The 15,585-nt window shown below is 70.6% G+C and carries 17 protein-coding genes; 7 read left to right on the top strand and 10 right to left on the bottom strand.

Annotated features, from left to right (window positions below):
• Positions 1-77 precede the first annotated feature (77 nt).
• Complete coding sequence (locus tag QSU92_RS09525) at positions 78-887, bottom strand: SDR family oxidoreductase (protein WP_289261195.1); 810 nt, start codon at positions 885-887, stop codon at positions 78-80.
• An 88-nt stretch (positions 888-975) separates the two neighbouring features.
• Positions 976-2,589 (bottom strand): SPFH domain-containing protein, encoded by a 1,614-nt coding sequence (locus QSU92_RS09530; RefSeq protein ID WP_289261197.1) that lies wholly within the window; start codon positions 2,587-2,589, stop codon positions 976-978.
• Between the two features lie 191 nt (positions 2,590-2,780).
• Here QSU92_RS09530 and gad point away from each other — a divergent pair, with 191 nt between their 5' ends.
• Entirely contained in the window at positions 2,781-4,175 is a 1,395-nt protein-coding gene (gene gad / locus QSU92_RS09535; protein WP_289261199.1) for a glutamate decarboxylase, read from the top strand.
• Here gad and QSU92_RS09540 read toward each other — a convergent pair.
• From QSU92_RS09540 to QSU92_RS09550, 3 genes are all read right to left on the bottom strand, one after another.
• Complete coding sequence (locus QSU92_RS09540) at positions 4,172-5,206, bottom strand: GNAT family N-acetyltransferase (RefSeq protein ID WP_289261201.1); 1,035 nt, start codon at positions 5,204-5,206, stop codon at positions 4,172-4,174. The genes gad and QSU92_RS09540 overlap by 4 nt on opposite strands.
• A 150-nt stretch (positions 5,207-5,356) precedes the next feature.
• The gene (locus QSU92_RS09545) at positions 5,357-5,611 is read right to left on the bottom strand and encodes a hypothetical protein (protein ID WP_289261204.1); all 255 of its coding nucleotides are present in this window, start codon (positions 5,609-5,611) and stop codon (positions 5,357-5,359) included.
• 109 nt (positions 5,612-5,720) lie between these two features.
• Complete coding sequence (locus QSU92_RS09550; RefSeq protein WP_289261206.1) at positions 5,721-6,563, bottom strand: GNAT family N-acetyltransferase; 843 nt, start codon at positions 6,561-6,563, stop codon at positions 5,721-5,723.
• A gap of 120 nt (positions 6,564-6,683) precedes the next feature.
• Between QSU92_RS09550 and QSU92_RS09555 the strand changes: the two genes are divergently transcribed.
• Both QSU92_RS09555 and QSU92_RS09560 read left to right on the top strand, forming a co-directional pair.
• Positions 6,684-7,937 carry an MFS transporter gene (locus QSU92_RS09555; protein WP_289261208.1) on the top strand — a complete coding sequence of 418 codons (1,254 nt, stop codon included), beginning with the start codon at positions 6,684-6,686 and terminating at the stop codon, positions 7,935-7,937.
• A complete protein-coding gene (locus tag QSU92_RS09560) occupies positions 7,930-8,682 on the top strand; it encodes a MerR family transcriptional regulator (RefSeq protein WP_289261211.1) in 753 nt (250 codons plus the stop codon). Before QSU92_RS09555 ends, QSU92_RS09560 begins: the two co-directional genes overlap by 8 nt.
• A 16-nt stretch (positions 8,683-8,698) precedes the next feature.
• Here the strand turns inward: QSU92_RS09560 and QSU92_RS09565 are convergent, their stop codons facing one another.
• Genes QSU92_RS09565 through dhaK form a run of 3 tightly spaced genes read right to left on the bottom strand, consistent with a single transcriptional unit; the run spans position 8,699 to position 11,056 of the window.
• Positions 8,699-9,415 carry an HPr family phosphocarrier protein gene (locus QSU92_RS09565; RefSeq protein WP_289261213.1) on the bottom strand — a complete coding sequence of 239 codons (717 nt, stop codon included), beginning with the start codon at positions 9,413-9,415 and terminating at the stop codon, positions 8,699-8,701.
• A complete protein-coding gene (dhaL, locus tag QSU92_RS09570; protein WP_289261215.1) occupies positions 9,412-10,059 on the bottom strand; it encodes a dihydroxyacetone kinase subunit DhaL in 648 nt (215 codons plus the stop codon). Before dhaL ends, QSU92_RS09565 begins: the two co-directional genes overlap by 4 nt.
• Position 10,060: 1 nt before the next feature.
• Positions 10,061-11,056 carry a dihydroxyacetone kinase subunit DhaK gene (gene dhaK, locus QSU92_RS09575; protein WP_289261217.1) on the bottom strand — a complete coding sequence of 332 codons (996 nt, stop codon included), beginning with the start codon at positions 11,054-11,056 and terminating at the stop codon, positions 10,061-10,063.
• Positions 11,057-11,233: 177 nt separating this feature from the next.
• On the opposite strand from dhaK, the gene QSU92_RS09580 reads away from it, so the two are divergent.
• The 3 genes from QSU92_RS09580 to QSU92_RS09590 are packed head-to-tail and all read left to right on the top strand — an operon-like array spanning position 11,234 to position 13,258.
• Positions 11,234-12,112, top strand: a complete 879-nt coding sequence (locus QSU92_RS09580) for a VOC family protein (protein ID WP_289261219.1) — start codon at positions 11,234-11,236, stop codon at positions 12,110-12,112.
• Positions 12,113-12,160: 48 nt separating this feature from the next.
• Entirely contained in the window at positions 12,161-12,526 is a 366-nt protein-coding gene (locus QSU92_RS09585; protein ID WP_289261221.1) for a M23 family metallopeptidase, read from the top strand.
• Between the two features lie 60 nt (positions 12,527-12,586).
• On the top strand, positions 12,587-13,258 hold the full coding sequence (locus QSU92_RS09590) for a VOC family protein (RefSeq protein ID WP_289261223.1): 672 nt from the start codon (positions 12,587-12,589) through the stop codon (positions 13,256-13,258).
• Here QSU92_RS09590 and QSU92_RS09595 read toward each other — a convergent pair.
• Both QSU92_RS09595 and QSU92_RS09600 read right to left on the bottom strand, forming a co-directional pair.
• Positions 13,216-13,701, bottom strand: a complete 486-nt coding sequence (locus QSU92_RS09595) for a VanZ family protein (protein ID WP_289261225.1) — start codon at positions 13,699-13,701, stop codon at positions 13,216-13,218. The two genes, QSU92_RS09590 and QSU92_RS09595, sit on opposite strands and share 43 nt — an antisense overlap.
• 109 nt (positions 13,702-13,810) lie before the next feature.
• Positions 13,811-14,116, bottom strand: coding sequence for a hypothetical protein (locus QSU92_RS09600; RefSeq protein WP_289261226.1), 306 nt, complete (start codon positions 14,114-14,116; stop codon positions 13,811-13,813).
• 166 nt (positions 14,117-14,282) lie between these two features.
• Between QSU92_RS09600 and QSU92_RS09605 the strand changes: the two genes are divergently transcribed.
• A complete protein-coding gene (locus QSU92_RS09605) occupies positions 14,283-15,575 on the top strand; it encodes an MFS transporter (RefSeq protein WP_289261227.1) in 1,293 nt (430 codons plus the stop codon).
• The last annotated feature ends 10 nt before the right edge of the window (positions 15,576-15,585 follow it).

A 15,585-nucleotide genomic window follows, 5' to 3' on the forward strand; every position in this document is an offset into this window, starting at 1 on the left:
CGTGGCGGACGCACTCGACGGATGAGCGGGAGTCGGGCCAGTGCGGCGGTGCGAGACACCGACCCCGGGCGCCTGCCTCAGCTCCCCGCGCGACGCCACTCGTCGGACGTGAGGTGCGACCCCGCCTGCGGTCCCATCTGCAGCATCCCGCCGTCGACGACCCAGCTCGCGCCCGTCACGTACGAAGCCGCGGGCGAGGCGAGGAACGCCGCCACAGCCGCGATCTCGTCGGGCCGGCCCGGACGACCGAGCGGGATGCCGGGGCGATGCGTGTTCTCGGCCTCTTCGGCGTCCATGTCGTTCAGAGGCGTGGCGATCTCACCCGGACCGAGGGCGTTGACGGTGATGCCGTGCTCGCCGAGCTCCTGCGCCATGGTCTTCACAAGACCTCCCAGACCGTGCTTCGCCGCGACGTACGCGGCACTTCCCACTCGAGGCTGGTGTTCGTGCACGCTGCTGATGGCGATGATCCGTCCACCGTGGGCCGCCGCGACCATGCGGCGAGCGGCAGCCTGCATCCCGACGAACGCGCCGTCGAGGTTGAGGAGGACATCCTTGCGCCAGGCTTCGACGTCGAGATCGAGGAACGGGCCACCCGACCCACCGCCGGCGTTGTTGACGAAGACGTCCACTCCGCCCAGTTCGTCGGCCAAGGCGTCGATGACGCGTGCGGCGCCTTCGAGATCGGTGGCGTCGAACTGCGTCACGACGGCCCGCGAGCCACGAGCGCGCACCTCTTCGGCGGTCTTCTCTGCGCCGTCCTTGTCCGAGTGCCAGGTGATGCCGACATCCAGCCCCGCTTCCGCCAGAGCGATGGCGGTCGCTGCGCCGATGCCGGAATCGGAGGCGGTGACGATGGCGTGCCGAGGAGTGAAGGTGTCAGTCATGGTCCGACGGTAGGCCGGGGGGCGCCACCGCGCGGGGGCCTTGCGCCCGGCGTGGTCGCTCGCTACGCGTCCATGCCGGGCCGACCCGTCAGCTGTCCGTCGACACGTCGGGGGTGGTGTCTTCGGCGGGTCCGCGGTTCGCCGTCTGGCGCGACGGCGTGGTCTGCGGGGCGGGCGCGGCGGCCCCCGCCATCCCCGTTCCGATCCCGCGGCCGACCGCCTGGCCCTGGATGATGCCCGCCAGGTCGAGACCGGTAGCAGACTCGACGCTGTCGAAGACCGAGCGCAGCGCCTTGGCGCTGTCGCCGCCGACGACCTCGGACGCACCGTCGGCGCCGGAGCTGCCGATGATCGACACGTTGCCGATCGTGGAGTAGCCCTTGGCGAACTCGGCCATGACCGACGGCAGCACCTCGAGCACCCGCTGCGACAGGAAGGCCTCCTGGTTCGAGGCGATGGCCTCGGCCTCGGCCTGCACGGCCGCAGCGCGTGCCTCACCTTCAGCGCGGATCGCGTCGGCTTCCGCCTGCGACCGCAGGCGGCGTGCCGTCGCTTCGGCGTCGGCCTGGGCGCGCAGCGCATTCGCGTCACCGGTGGCCTTCGCTTCGGCCGCAGCCGCCTCGCCGGCGGCGCGGGCACGGTCGGCCTGCGCCTGCTGCTCGGCGATCCGCGTGCGCGCCTCGGCCTGCTTCACCTGCTCGATCGCGGCGGCCTCTGCCGACCGCTCGCGGGTGTAGAGCTCGGCCTGGGCGCGGGTCTCGGCCTCGTACCGCTGCGCGTCGGCGACGCGCTTGACGTCGGCGTCGAGCTGGGCCTGCTTGTTCTCGGCCTGCTGCTGCAGAACGGCCTGCTCGGCCTGGGCGCGGGCGAGCTGCTCGGCCTGCTCGGCCTCGGCGCGCGCGCGACCGACCCCGGCTGCGGCGTTGGCGGTGTTGGTGTCGAGTGCCGTCTGCTCGACGAGGTTCGCTTCCTGGTTGGTGATGATCTTCTGGTTGATCGCACGGTCGGCGTTCGTCTGGGCGATCTCGGCCGCCTGGCGCTTGGCCTGGATCTCAGGGGCACCGAGGGACTGGATGTACCCCACGGAGTCGGTGATGCCCTTGATCTGGAACGAGTCGAGGATGAGACCCTGCTCGGCGAGCTCATGGGAGACGTCGGCGGCGATCTGGTCGGAGAACTTCTTGCGCTCGCGCATCAGCTCCACGACCGACAGGGTCGCGACGATGCCTCGCAGCGCACCCTCGAGCTGTTCGGTGGTGAACTGCTCGATCGCGGCGTCCTGCGACGCGAAGCGCTCCGCGGCGCGCCGGACGAACAGCGGGTCGGAGCCGATCTTCACGATCGCCACCCCATCGACGTTCAGCGTGACGTTGTCGAGCGACTGCGCCTCGGCGTTCAGCGACACCTGACGCGAGCGCAGCGAGATGATCTCGTGACGCTGGGTGATGGGGTTCACGAGCGACTTGCCGTTGACGATCACCGTGACCGGCGATTCCGACATCTCCGACGAGCTCGAGCCGTCGGCCGCCAGCACCGTGCTCTGCACCTTCTGCTTGCGACCCGAGATCACCAACGCCTCGTCGGCCCGGGCGACCTTGATCCAGCTGCGTGCGAACAGCAGTGCGACCAGGCCGATGACGACCGCGGCGACGACCGCGATACCGACGATGATCAGGATGCCGACGACTCCGGCGATCTCCATGGATGACTCCCCTTGCGTGTCTGAGTTCTGTCGTGCCTGAGCGTCGGTCCCCCCGCGCCCCGCCCCAGCCTGCCAGAAACCCCCCAATGCTGGCTCCCGCCTGTGAACACCGGCACGATGGCGGAAGGGCCGGCCGTCGTCATCCCTCGCCGCGAATCCCGCGCTCCGACGGCCCTCCGAGGAGGACGCACGTGCTTCACAGTCGGAAATCGCTTCGCGATGAATTGCTGGATGAGATCTTCGCCTCGCCCTATGCCGCGACCACGCTGCCGAAGTACCGGATCCCCGACGACGAGCACCTGCCCGACCGGGCGCATCAGATCGTGGTGGACGAGCTGATGCTCGACGGCAACTCACGGCAGAACCTGGCGACCTTCTGCCAGACCTGGCTCGAGCCGCAGATCCAGGACATCATGGCGCGGTCGATCGACAAGAACATGGTCGACAAGGACGAGTACCCCCAGACGGCGGCGATCGAGGAGCGCTGTGTGCACATCATCGCCGACCTGTGGAACTCGCCCGATGCCGCCGACACCATGGGGACGTCCACGACAGGTTCCAGCGAGGCGGCGATGCTCGGCGGGATGGCGCTGCTGTGGAAGTGGCGCGAGCGCCGTCGCGCCGCGGGCCAGCCGACCGACCGGCCGAACCTCGTCACCGGGCCCGTGCAGGTGTGCTGGCACAAGTTCGCTCGGTACTGGGACGTCGAGCTCCGAGAGGTCCCGATGGCGGAGGACCGGCTGCTGATGACCCCCGAGGAGGCCCTGGCCCGCGTCGATGAGAACACGATCGGTGTCGTCCCGACCCTCGGAGTCACCTTCACCGGCGCGTACGAGCCGGTCAGCGCCATCAGCGACGCGCTCGACCGGCTCCAGCGCGACACCGGCCTGGATGTCCCGATGCACGTCGACGCCGCCAGTGGCGGGTTCCTCGCCCCGTTCGTCACTCCCGACCTGGTCTGGGACTTCCGCCTGCCGCGGGTGAAGTCCATCAACGCCAGCGGTCACAAGTTCGGGCTCGCGCCGCTGGGTGTCGGGTGGATCATCTGGCGCGACGCCGCCGATCTGCCGAAGGACCTGATCTTCGACGTGAACTACCTCGGCGGCAACATGCCGAGCTTCGCGCTGAACTTCTCCCGGCCCGCCGGGCAGGTCGTCGCCCAGTACTACCTGCTGCTCCGCCTGGGGCGGGAGGGATACCGCCGGGTGCAGCAGTCCTGTTACGACACCGCGCAGCACCTCGCCGCCGAGATCGCCGCGCTGGGCCCGTTCGAGGTCATCCACGACGGGTCGCCGGCCGGCGGCATCCCTGCGATCTCCTGGCGGCTGAAAGCCGGACAGGAGGCGCCCTTCACCCTCTTCGACCTGGCCGACAGGCTGCGCACGCGTGGGTGGCTGGTCCCGGCCTACTCGCTCCCCGCCGACTGCGAGAACACTGTGGTGCAGCGCATCCTCGTCCGCCACGGCTTCGGACGCGACGAGGCGTCACTGCTGATGGACGACTATCGCGCGGCCATCGCGCACTTCGGCACTCACCCGATCACGGTGCCCATGTCGGAGGAGGAGGCGGGCAGCTTCCACCACTAGGGGTGCCGGACGAGGGCGACGGAACGCTCCTCGGCGACGAAGCCGAGGCCCTCGTAGAGCGTGTTCGCTCCGGTCGAGCTCGCGGTGTCGACGTCGAGGATCGCCTCGTCGATGTCGGCGTCGGCGATCGCGCTCAGCGCATGGGAGATGACGAGCGGTGCAAGCCCTTCACGCCGCCGGTCGCGCACCACGCCGATGAGGTCGATGTAGGCGTTGCTGCGCCCGCGGGCCTCCCAGTCGTCGCGGTTCACGGTGACCAGGCAGAAGGCGATGATCCGCCCGTCGGCGTCGATCACCATCCGTGACAGATCCGGACGGAAGAACTCGCTGCCGACGAACTTCCGCCACCCTTCCGGTGTCGAGGGGAGGCTGCCCCAGTGGTCACGGAAGGCGTCGTTGCGCGCCATGCGCGCATCGTCCTCCCGGTCGCTGGAGTACGCGACGACCTCGACGCCGTCGGGCTTCGTGATGTCGGGCACGGCCGACCGCTGGCGCACCATGGTGGCGAACCATCGTTCCGGAGCGAAGCCGAACGCGGAGGCGAGGGCCTGATGACCGACGTTGACCGCCTCTGCGTACGTCTTCAGCTCAGAGGGCAGCTCCGCACTCGCCACCGCAGCGGCCTCGGCGACCTGCTGCTCCGCGCGCGCGTTCTGCCAGGCGAACAGCTCACGGCCGATGCCGCGCCGGCGCCACGCGGGATGCACCGAGCCCGCGAGGTGGACGCTGAGCTTCTCATCCCGCGAGGGGTGGAGGAACGAACTCCCGGCGGCGATCGCCGTGCCGTCCTCGGCGAATCCGACGAGGGTGTCACGGGCGTGATCGATGTGCGGCAGGTCGAACGTGTCGGCCACCTCCTCGCGGGGGGTGATCCACGACGGGTGATCGACGGCGTCCGCCGCCGCGAACACCCCGTGGATGGCATCGATGTCCTCGCGGGTGGCGGTCCGCCAGAGCGCCACATCCGGATGCTGCGGCCGCGCCGGCTCGCCATCGCCAGACGGGGTTCCGGCTGTGCTGTCCTCGCTCACGGGCCCACCCTACCGACGACGGCGGGAGCGGAACCGCCCGCGGCGCGAGGACGATCGGACGAGGCGCGTACTATCCGAGCCGACCCATACTCTGCTCGACCGATCATCCTCGTCTCGGCCGCGGCGCCGCGCCGCGCGCGACAGAAACGTCTAGCGGTGCCCGCCCTCATCGACGTCGGTGTACTCGCCCGGGGCCTCTTCGGGGTGCCGCGTGTGCGAGCCGCCGCGACCCTCGGCGTCCTCGTACTCGCCGGGGTCTTCACCGCGGTCCGAGGTGCGCGTGCCATCGGCTCGCTCGGCGTCTTCGTACTGCCCCGGCACTTCGCCGTCCTGGTGGGTGAAACGGCCGCTGCGCGTCTCTTCGTCGGTGTACTCGCCCTCGTCGGGGGTGGACCTGTCACTCACGATCGTCTCCTTCGTCGTCGTATCCCACACGCTACGCCCGGCGGCCGCCCCGCGGCATCCCGGTTGACAGCGCATCCGGTCGTCAGGGACATCCGGTCGACAAGGGCTCTCACCCCAGCTCGAGGCTGGTGATCCCGAAGAGGCCGTCCGTGTCGATGCGCGGGGGCTCTCCCGTGTACATGCGGGCCGTCTCGAACGACGGCGTCCACTGCTGCGCGCGTGCCCACGACACGGCGCGAGGGTTGACGCCGGGCACGTCGACGGCGACCGAGGTCGCGCCGCGGTCCTCCGCGAGCGCGCTGACGAGGGCGGAGGCGATCGCTGCACCGTCGGCAAAGACGGGCCCGAGCCGGGAAGCGGCCCGGGCGTCGCGTAGCACCGCGAACCCGACGATCTCGTCGCCGCGCAGGGCGACCCGGGCGCTGCGGGCCGGCAGGCTCACCCACGCTGCGAGGAAGGCGTCCCGGGGCGCTCCGAAGAAGCGCCGGTCGTAGGCGGCGAGGCGGTCGAACGGGATGTCGCGCGCATCGACGAGGCTCACACCCGTGGGCGGCGGCGCCGCGGCAGGCGCACCCTCGTACCGGATGTTCGTCCATGCCGGGACGAATCCCGACCGACGGTAGTTGTCCTGCTGCGCGACGACGCCGTCCAGCGCGACGACGCGTCCCGCCATCCGCTTCATCCCGGCCTGCCAGGTCAGGAAACCGAGTCCCTGCCCCCGGATCTCGGGGCGGGCGATGTACATGCCGAGGAACCCGAACGCGTCGCCGTAGCCGATGACCGAGATGGATGTCACGGGCTCGCCGTCGAGGCGGCCGATCAGGAACCCGCGGGGGTCGGCGACGGCGAACGCCTGCGCGTCGGTGACGCCCGGGTTCCACCCTTCGGCCTCGGCCCATTCGGCCATCAACGCGACCTCGGCGGCGGTCGCCGTGCCGATCTCGAATCCCATGGTCAGACGCTAGCGCTCAGCGCCCGGGCGGTCAGCCCGGGGCAGTCCGGTTCGTGCCGGGTGGCCCGCTGATCGCGCACGACTTGACTCCGCCGTTGCGTCATAGTTCTGACTGGATGCATGAACGTCATCCCCGTCGCGTACCTCGCGTCTTACATGCTGTCGCTCCTGGGCAACTCGATCGCCGGCGTCGCCCTCCCGCTGATCGTCCTCCAGGTGACGGGGAGCGCTCTCGGAGCAGGCGCGGTGGCGGCAGCGACGGCGATCCCTGCCGTCCTTGCCGGCCTCGTCATGGGAGTGGTGATCGACAGGATCAACCGGCGAACCTCCTCGGTGATCACCGATCTCGTGTCGGCCGCTTCCATCGCCGCGCTCCCGCTGATCGATCTGATCTCCGGGTTGAGCCTCGGATGGTTCATCCTGTTCGGCATCATCGGCTCGCTCGGCGATGTACCGGGCATGACCGCCCGCGACGCTCTGCTGCCGGCCATCGTGCGTCACGGCGGGATCGGAGCCGAGCGGCTCATGGGCATCCGCGAGACGCTCGGCGCCGCCGCACTGCTGCTCGGGCCGGCCGCGGCAGGAACGCTCATGGTGCTGTTCGACGGTTCGACCGTTCTCTGGATCACGGCGGCGACGTCGCTGGCGGCGGCACTGCTCACCCTGGTGATTCCTCACCGTGTCGGCGTGGTGCTCATCCCGGCCCGCGCCGGCGGCGCGCGCACCAGCGGCTGGACTCAGCTCCGTGACGGGTGGCGCGTGCTCTTCCGCACCCCGTTCCTCGTGGTCACGACCATGCTCAGCCTCATCTCGGTGATCGTGCTGTCGTCGATGCAGGGGCTGATCCTCCCGGTGCACTTCTCGCTCATCGATCAGCCCGGAATGCTCGGCTTCGTCCTCACAGCGCTCGCAGGCGGGATGCTGCTGGGCGGCACGATCTACGCCATCGCCGGGGCGCGGGGTCGGCGGCGGACGTGGTTCCTCGTCGGGCTGTTCGGCAGCGCAGCGGGCTTCGGCGTCATCGCCGCACTCCCGGGCATCTGGATCGTGTTCGCGGGCGCCTTCCTCGTCGGACTGTCCAGCGGCCTGTTCGGCAGTCTCATCGGTGTGCTGATGATCGAACGGATTCCGGAGCAGATGCGGGGCCGGGTGATGGGTACGCAGAACGCGATCATGACCGCTGCGCCCGCGGTGGGCATCGTCGCCGCAGCGGTGATCACGGAGTACGCGGGCGTGAACGTGGCCGCGATCGCTCTCGCCGGTGTCTGGATCATCGCGCTCGGACTCGGAGTGTTCGCCCGCTCGCTGCGTAGTCTGGAGCGTGGAAGCGCGGGGCCGGGCGAAGCCGAGACGGTGGTGAACGAGCGTGCGTAGTGCAGAGCTGGCGCGACTGGCCGGGGTCACCGTACGCGCACTGCGCCACTACCACCAGGTCGGCGTGCTGGCCGAACCTCCGCGCGGATCCAACGGATACCGCGACTACGACGTGCACGACCTGGTTCGGCTGCTGCGGATCCGGCGGCTGGCGTCGCTCGGCGTTCCCCTGGAGCGCATGCCCGACCTCCTCGATGCCCCATCCGACGGCGCCGCACTCCTCGACGAGCTCGACACCGGGCTCGCGGAGCAGATCGCGCGTCTCACCGAGCAGCGCGCCCTCATCGCACGGGTCCGCGCGCTGGGTGCCCCGCCCGACATCCCCGCCGATCTGGCGCCCTTCCTCGCGTTCTTCGCGGCGGCGGGTGCCCCGTCGGAGCTGACCCGGATCGATCGCGACCAGTCCATTCTGCTCGCGCATCTCATCGGCGAGGAGCGGATGCCTCAGCTGGTGCGCTTCTACGAGAGGGTGAGCGACCCTGCCATCGCTCCCGCGGTCGTCTCCTTCTCGGAGCGGTTCGCTCTCGTGGGTCCCCACACCGCGGAGCAGGAGGCCAGGGCGCTGGTGTCGGACTTCCTGCACGCCTTCGGCCCCCTCCTCACCGAGTCATCCGCCGACGCGATGCCGACGATGAGCCGGGCGGCCGAGCAGCTGATCGCCGAATACACCGGCGACGTGCTGAACCCCATGCAGCGGCGGGTTCTCGCCGATCTCGTCGCGGCGGTCGACGACCAGCTCGCGTGACCCATCGAGGCGGCATTCAGTCCTTCTCGCCGAAGCCGTCCCTCACGAGGTCCCGCAGGGCGGCGACGGCCTCTTCGGCGTCGGACCCGTCGGCCTCGATCCGCAGGACATCGCCCTTCGACGCTCCCAGGGAGAGGAGGCCGACCATGCTGTTCGCCTTCACCGGTCCCGCCCCCGAGGTGGCGTTGGAGATCCGGATGTCGGAGGTGAACGTCCGCACGGTGCGCACGAGCGTCGCCGCGGGGCGCGAGTGCAGGCCGACCTTGTTGACGAGAGGTTCTTCGGCGGTGATCCCGTCGCCCGTCGCCGGCGCAGAGGCTGCGGGTTCCGCCGCTTCGTCCGGTTCGTCCCGCCGCTTCGCCGCCAGGGTGCCCCGGGCTTCGGCTGCGACCTCGTCGAGCGTGCCGCCCGAGAGGGCACGCACGATGCCCGCGGTCATCCCTTCGACGAACGGCCCGTCGCTGATGCGCACCGGATGGGTCGACTCCCGAAGGTCGAGGGCGAGCTCGGCGCTCAGCACCGCCGAGCCGAGGTCGGTCATGATGAGCACCCCGTCGGCGTCGGCGAGCTCGTCGATCGCCTCCGCGATGGCTGCCGCGTCGGTGCCGAACCCGCCCTGGGCGCCCGAAGCGATCCGCACCGGCGGGGGCTCGTCGTGCACCATCTGCATCGCGAGGTCGAGCGCCGCCTCGGCGAGGGGACGACTGTGAGAGACGACGACGAAGCCGATCACCCCGCTGACTCCGTCAGCGCCTCGCTCATCGCCCGCAGCAGGATCGTCGCCGATACCGAGCCGGGGTCGATGTGTCCTGCGCTGCGCTCGCCGAGGTACGAGGCGCGGCCCTTGCGAGCGACGAGCGGCTCGGTGGCATCCGATCCCTTCTTCGCTGCCTCCGCGGCGGCCGTCACCGCCTCGGCCGCCGACGCGCCCGAGGCCACCGACGCCGACAATGCCTCGATCGCGGGGTCGAGCGCGTCGACCATCGTCTTGTCACCCACCTCGGCGTGACCCCGCGCGACGATGCCCGCCACCCCGGCGCGCAGCGCCTTCTCGAGGTCGGCCGCGCTCATCTCCCCGTCCGCGGGGGAGTTCTTGCCCATTTCGAGGAACAGGGTGCCGTACAGGGGCCCGCTCGCGCCGCCGACCGACGAGATCAGCGTCATCCCGACGGTCTTGAACAGGGCGGGGATGTCGGCGGGCGAGCCGGCATCGAGCTTGGCCGTGATCGCCGTGAACCCACGGTTCATGTTGGTGCCGTGGTCGGCATCGCCGATCGCCGAGTCGAGCTGAGTGAGGTATTCGGCGTTCTCGCTCAGCGCCACGGCGGCGCGACGGAGCCAGTCCTGCAGTGCGGCGGTGGTGACGGCATCCGTCATCTCACGCACCCCACCGCAGGCCGCTGGTGTTGACCGGGGCATCCCAGAGGCGCAGGGTCTCGTCATCCGCCTGGGTGAGGGTCAGTGAGCATCCGGCCATGTCGAGGCTCGTGATGTAGTCGCCCACCAGGGAGCGGGCGACCTCGATGCCGCGCTGCTTCAGCGCCGCGGCCACTTCGGCGTACACGACGTACAGCTCGATCAGCGGGGTGCCGCCGAGGCCGGTGAGGAGGGCGATCACCGGCCCGCCCGTGAAGTCGAGGTCGGCCGTGATCGAGGAGACGAGTTCCTCGGCGATGTCGTGCGCACTCGCGAGCGGCTTGCGCGTGCGACCCGGCTCGCCGTGAATGCCCACCCCCATCTCGATCTGGTCCTCGGGGAGTTCGAAACTGGGCTTCCCGGCTGAGGGGACGGTGCAGCTGGTCAGGGCGACGCCCATCGACCGGCTTCCCTTCGAGACCTTCTCGGCCACGGCCGCCACCTCGGCGAGCGAGCGGCCCTCGGCGGCGGCGGCCCCGGCGACCTTCTCGACGATCACCGTGCCGCCGATGCCTCGGCGCCCGGCCGTCCAGGTGGAATCCTCCACCGCGACGTCGTCGGCCACCAGCACCGACGCGGTCTCGATGCCCTCGTCCTTCGCGAGGTCGGCGGCCATCTCGAAGTTCAGCACGTCGCCGGTGTAGTTCTTCACGATGAAGAGGACGCCGGCGCCGGTGTTCACCTTGGTCGCAGCGGCGAGCATCTGGTCGGGCGTGGGGGAGGTGAAGATCTCTCCCGCGCAGGCCGCGGCGAGCATGCCGGGGCCGACGAATCCGCTGTGGAGCGGCTCGTGTCCCGAGCCTCCGCCCGAGACGAGCGCGACCTGGCCTTCCGTCCCGGCTGTCGGCCGGAGCACCAGACGGTTCTCGTGGTCGACCTCGAGTTCGGGATGGGCGGCCTCCACTCCTCGCAGCGCGTCAGCGAGCACCGCCGCGGGGGCGTTGATGAGCTTCTTCATGCGGGTCTCCTCTTCATCGAGCACCTCGGTGGGCGGCGCGCGACCGGGATCTGCGCACCTGAGACGACAGTAGACACATCGGGTGGGGTTTCGGTATGGGTTCTTGGCGAGTTCGAAGCGGCGGGAGGCTCCCAGGCACGGCGGAATGCCGGCCCCGCCGCGGCGGTTGAAGGGGGCATGGATGACACCGGCCCGACCTCCTCCCACCTCGCCGATGACACGGCGATGGGGCCGGTGACGCTCCTCGTCGCCGACCTCGACGGGATGACGCGGTTCTACCGCGACGTCGTGACCCTCCAGGTCCTGGGCGCCGAGGGCGACATCGTCACCCTCGGGCGGGCAGGGCGACCCATCGTCATCCTCATCCACTCTCCCGAGCTCCGGCATGCGCCGCAGGGGTCGGCCGGGCTCTACCACACGGCCATCCTCTTCGAGTCGCAGGCGGCGCTCGCCGCCGCGGTGTACTCGGTCGCACGGCACGCGCCGCAGACCTTCACCGGCAGCGCCGATCACCTCGTCAGCCGGGCGTTCTATTTCACCGACCCGGAGGGCAACGGCATCGAGCTGTACTGGGACAGGGAGCGCACGGCGTGGTCGTGGACGCACGGCCGGGTGGAGATGGGCACGCTGTTCCTCGACCCGAACGCGTTCCTTCGCGAACACCTGACCGAGGATGCCGCGGCGGGCGCGACCGCCGGCGACGCGGCCGGCGTGGGTCACGTGCACCTGTCGGTGGGCGACATCGCCACCGCGCGGGCGTTCTACGTCGACGGGCTCGGCTTCGACGAGACCGCCGACTACCGGGGGTCTGCCCTCTTCGTCAGCGCGGGCGGCTACCACCACCACATGGCCATGAACATCTGGAACTCGAGGGGCGCGGGTCCGCGCATGCCGGCGCTGGGGCTCGGCCGCGTCGACCTCGTGCTCCCCGGCGCCGACGATCTCGGCGAACTCGGCGAGCGACTGCGCCACCGCGGGGCCGCGGTACGCGACGACGGCCGGAGCCTCTCCTTCGACGACCCGTGGAGGAATGCGGTCTTCGCTACTGTCGCCTGATGGGCGACGTCGTCGAGCCTCTCGCCGATCGCCGGAACCGTCGTCGGGGTGCACGACGGAGAGCCCGATCATCGCGCCTACCGCGGAGTCTCCTCGGTCGGGTACGCACTGACGCAGGGTCGCCGCGCGGCGGCAGGATGGCGCGCCCTCGCCGGCAATCACGTGCTGATCCAGGCCCACGACGCGGTGGTGGCCCTCTGTCACCTGCGACGGCGGAGCATCGTGGTCGATGTCGGTCGGACCGTCCGGGTCGGCGAGACCGTCGCGGGCTGCGGCAACTCGGGCAACAGCACCGAACCGCATCTGCACCTGCAGGCCATGGACGACCCCGATCCCGCGCGTGCCCGCGCGCAGGAGATCCTGTTCGCGGGGCGGATGCCGCGAAACGGTGAGGTTGTCCGCATCGGCGAGTAGGGTGAGCCCCGTTCTCGGTGGAGCCGTGAGGCGGGCGCGCAGCCTGCGTAGGGAGATCCCATGAGCGACGGCGATGGTCAGGTCGGCACGATCACCCCTGCGGCGTTCCACGCGGCGCCAGGAGTCGCAGACTGGCGCGTGACCAGTACCGGCCCGCAGGCGGTCTGGCGCTCGTCATCACTGCGCGATGCGGCGGCGCTCGTCGACGACATCCTCGCCGCCGCCGCGCAGCACGGCATCCGTCCCGACATCGATCTCCGCGAGGAAGCGGTCGTGGTCCGGGTGCCCTCCCGGGACGGCACCGGCATCCCTGCGAAGACTCCGCAGTTCGCCGGTGCCGTCTCGGTTGCGGCGGCCCGGCGGGGGCTCATCGCCGACCCGTCGCTCGTGCAGACCGTCGGGGTGTACGTCGCCCAGCATTCCGGGGCGGACTCGCGCCCGTTCTTTCTGGCGGCGCTCGGGTACGACCCGCTCGGTGAGACCGACGCGGTCGACCCGTTACGCGCCGGACCGCCGCTGGCGTTCAATCCGATCACCGGCGATGCGCCGGGCCGCGGGCGCACACATTTCGACGTGTTTCTTCCGGCCGATCGCGCGCAGGCGCGGGTGGACGCAGCACTCGCCGCCGGTGGAAGACTGGCCGACGACACGTACGCCCCGCAATGGTGGTCGCTGGCGTCGCCGGATAATCACGGCGTCGACATCGCGTCCTGGACAGACACGTTCGACTGACGCCGCGCCCGGCCAGGCCAGGCAGGATGACGGCGGATGACCGCGGCGAGTGCGACCCCGACGATGGCGCCCAGCCCGTTGGCGACGAGGTCACGCGGGTGGGAGATCCGGTCGAGCGGAATCTGGGCGAGCTCGATCCCGAGCGTCAGCAGCAGGGGAAGCGCGAGTGCGAGCACGCCCCGCAGGAGCAGGCCGGTGGCCACCCCGATCGGCACGAACATCAGGACGTTCAGCAGGATCTCCAGGCTCCGCCCATCCGTCCACGCCGCCTCATCCGTCCACGCGGCGGGGTTGAGGATGCCCCACGGCGCCTCCGATCCCTCGGTCGCCCACGGCAGCGGGCGAAGCGTGACCCAGAGGACGAGGCTGGTGTAGAGCGCGCCCAGCAGGAACACGACAGTCGACACCGTCCGACGGACAGCGGGCGAGGCGGGACGCGTCATGGTTCGATCGAACCCGCCGGGTGCATCGCGGTCAACGCGATACGGCAACCCCAGCGGCTCTGCACCGCCGTTTCCCAGCCGGCGCGCGGGGCCGAGGGGCGGCTGTCGTTCATCGGCGGGCCAACGCGTCCCAGTCGGCGTCGATCATCCGGGGCTTGCGACGCGAGATGCGCGCACGCAGCACGACGCCCACCTCGGGCCAGTAGCGCTTGTCGAGGACGACCTCGGTCCGCAGCGTCTCGCCCTCGAGCTCGGGCACCTGAAGAGCGAGCTCCATCGTGCAGGTCTGATAGCGGCGACGCTGGGTCGGCGGCGTGAGCGAGAGGATGCGGACGGTGCCGACGTAGGCATCGGCCATCGACGAGGCGGTGAGACGTTCGAGGGTCTCGGCGGCGCCGTCCTCCCAGTCCTCCATGGTGCGAGCGTACCGCCGCCGGTCGAGTGTCCGAGTATCCCGCGACCCGTCGAATTCGGCGGCTCTATCCGCGAGCACGCCACATTTTCTGCCGGGTCGCGCGGTTCGGAGGACTTCTCGGCCGGTGACCGACCCGGTGACGTCGAAAAGCGCTCAGGCTGGTGTCATGACGTCCCCCGGCGCAGCGCCCCCGGTCGGCACCCCCGCGGTGCTCGTCGCGCAGCTGCTCATCCGGAGCGCGTCGGCGGCCGGCGCGCTGGCGCTCGGGGCCTACTTCGTCGACCTGGCTCGCGCCGGCGCCCCCGTCGGGGCCCTCATCCTCGGAGTGCTGTCGGGGCTGAGCTTTCTCGCCGAACTCGTGCTCGCCCCGCTCGCGGGGTCGGCGAGCGACCGCCGCGGCCGCCGGGTCTTCCTCGTGGCGGCTCCGCTCCTCGCCGCCGCCGGCATCCTCATCACCCCCGGAGCGTCCCTCATCGCGGTGGCGCCGTCGGCGGCGCTCGTGATCGCCGTCGTCGCGACATCCCGTCTCCTCGACGGTGCGGGAGCAGCGATCGCCGCACCTGCCACCCTCGGCCTTCTTGCCGACGCCAGTGACGACGATCGGATGCGACGGGGACGCGTCACGAGCCTGTACGAGCTGTCATCGTCCGGAGGCATCGCGCTCGGAGCGGTAGCCGGCCCGCTTCTCTACGGAGTCTGGGGGCTCTGGTCGTTCGTCGCGCTCGCTGGGGTCTACATCGTGGCATCCCTGCTGGTGCTTCTCTTCGTGAGGACGGATGCCGCGGGCGGAGCGCGCCGCCGGCAGACCGGCGTCCGCGAGCGCATCCGGATCATCGGTCAGCCACGCCTGGTGGCCTTCCTCCCGGCGTGGATCGCGGTCAACGCCATCCTCGGCACCTGGGTCACATCGCAGATCACGTTCGTGCTCGCCGGCGACCGCACCGCCGCGGGCCAGCTCATTCCGGGCGCCTTCGCCGGCAACGAGGCGGGACTCTCCGCCGTCCTCGGCATCTACGTGCTCGTCTTCAGCCTGTGCATCGTGGCGTGGGCGTTCTTCATCGGCCGCCTGCCGACCGTCCCGACCCTGTTCGTCACGGTCGCCGGCGCCATCGTCGCCTCGGTCGGGCTGGTGCTGCTCAACCATGGCGCGCCGCCTGCCGTCGCGATTCCCATCGTGATCGCCGGGATGTTCCTCGAGGCGGGGTTCACCCCGGCGGCGCTCGCGCACCTCAGCGACATCTCGGCCGAGTTCCGCGAGAACCGCGGCCTGATCATGGGCGTGTACTCGGTGGTCGTCGGCGCCGGCTACCTGCTCGGAAACGTCCTCGGCGGTGTGTTCGCCGAGTGGCTGCTGTTCGACGGGCTGGCGATCCTGACGATCGGTCTGGCCGTCGTCGCGCTGGCGTCGATCCTGGTGATGGCGGTCATCGAGCGGCGGATGGTGAAAACCCGCGCGTGACGTCATCCTG

It is taken from the genome of Microbacterium sp. ET2, assembly GCF_030347395.1.
Lineage (GTDB): Bacteria > Actinomycetota > Actinomycetes > Actinomycetales > Microbacteriaceae > Microbacterium > Microbacterium albipurpureum.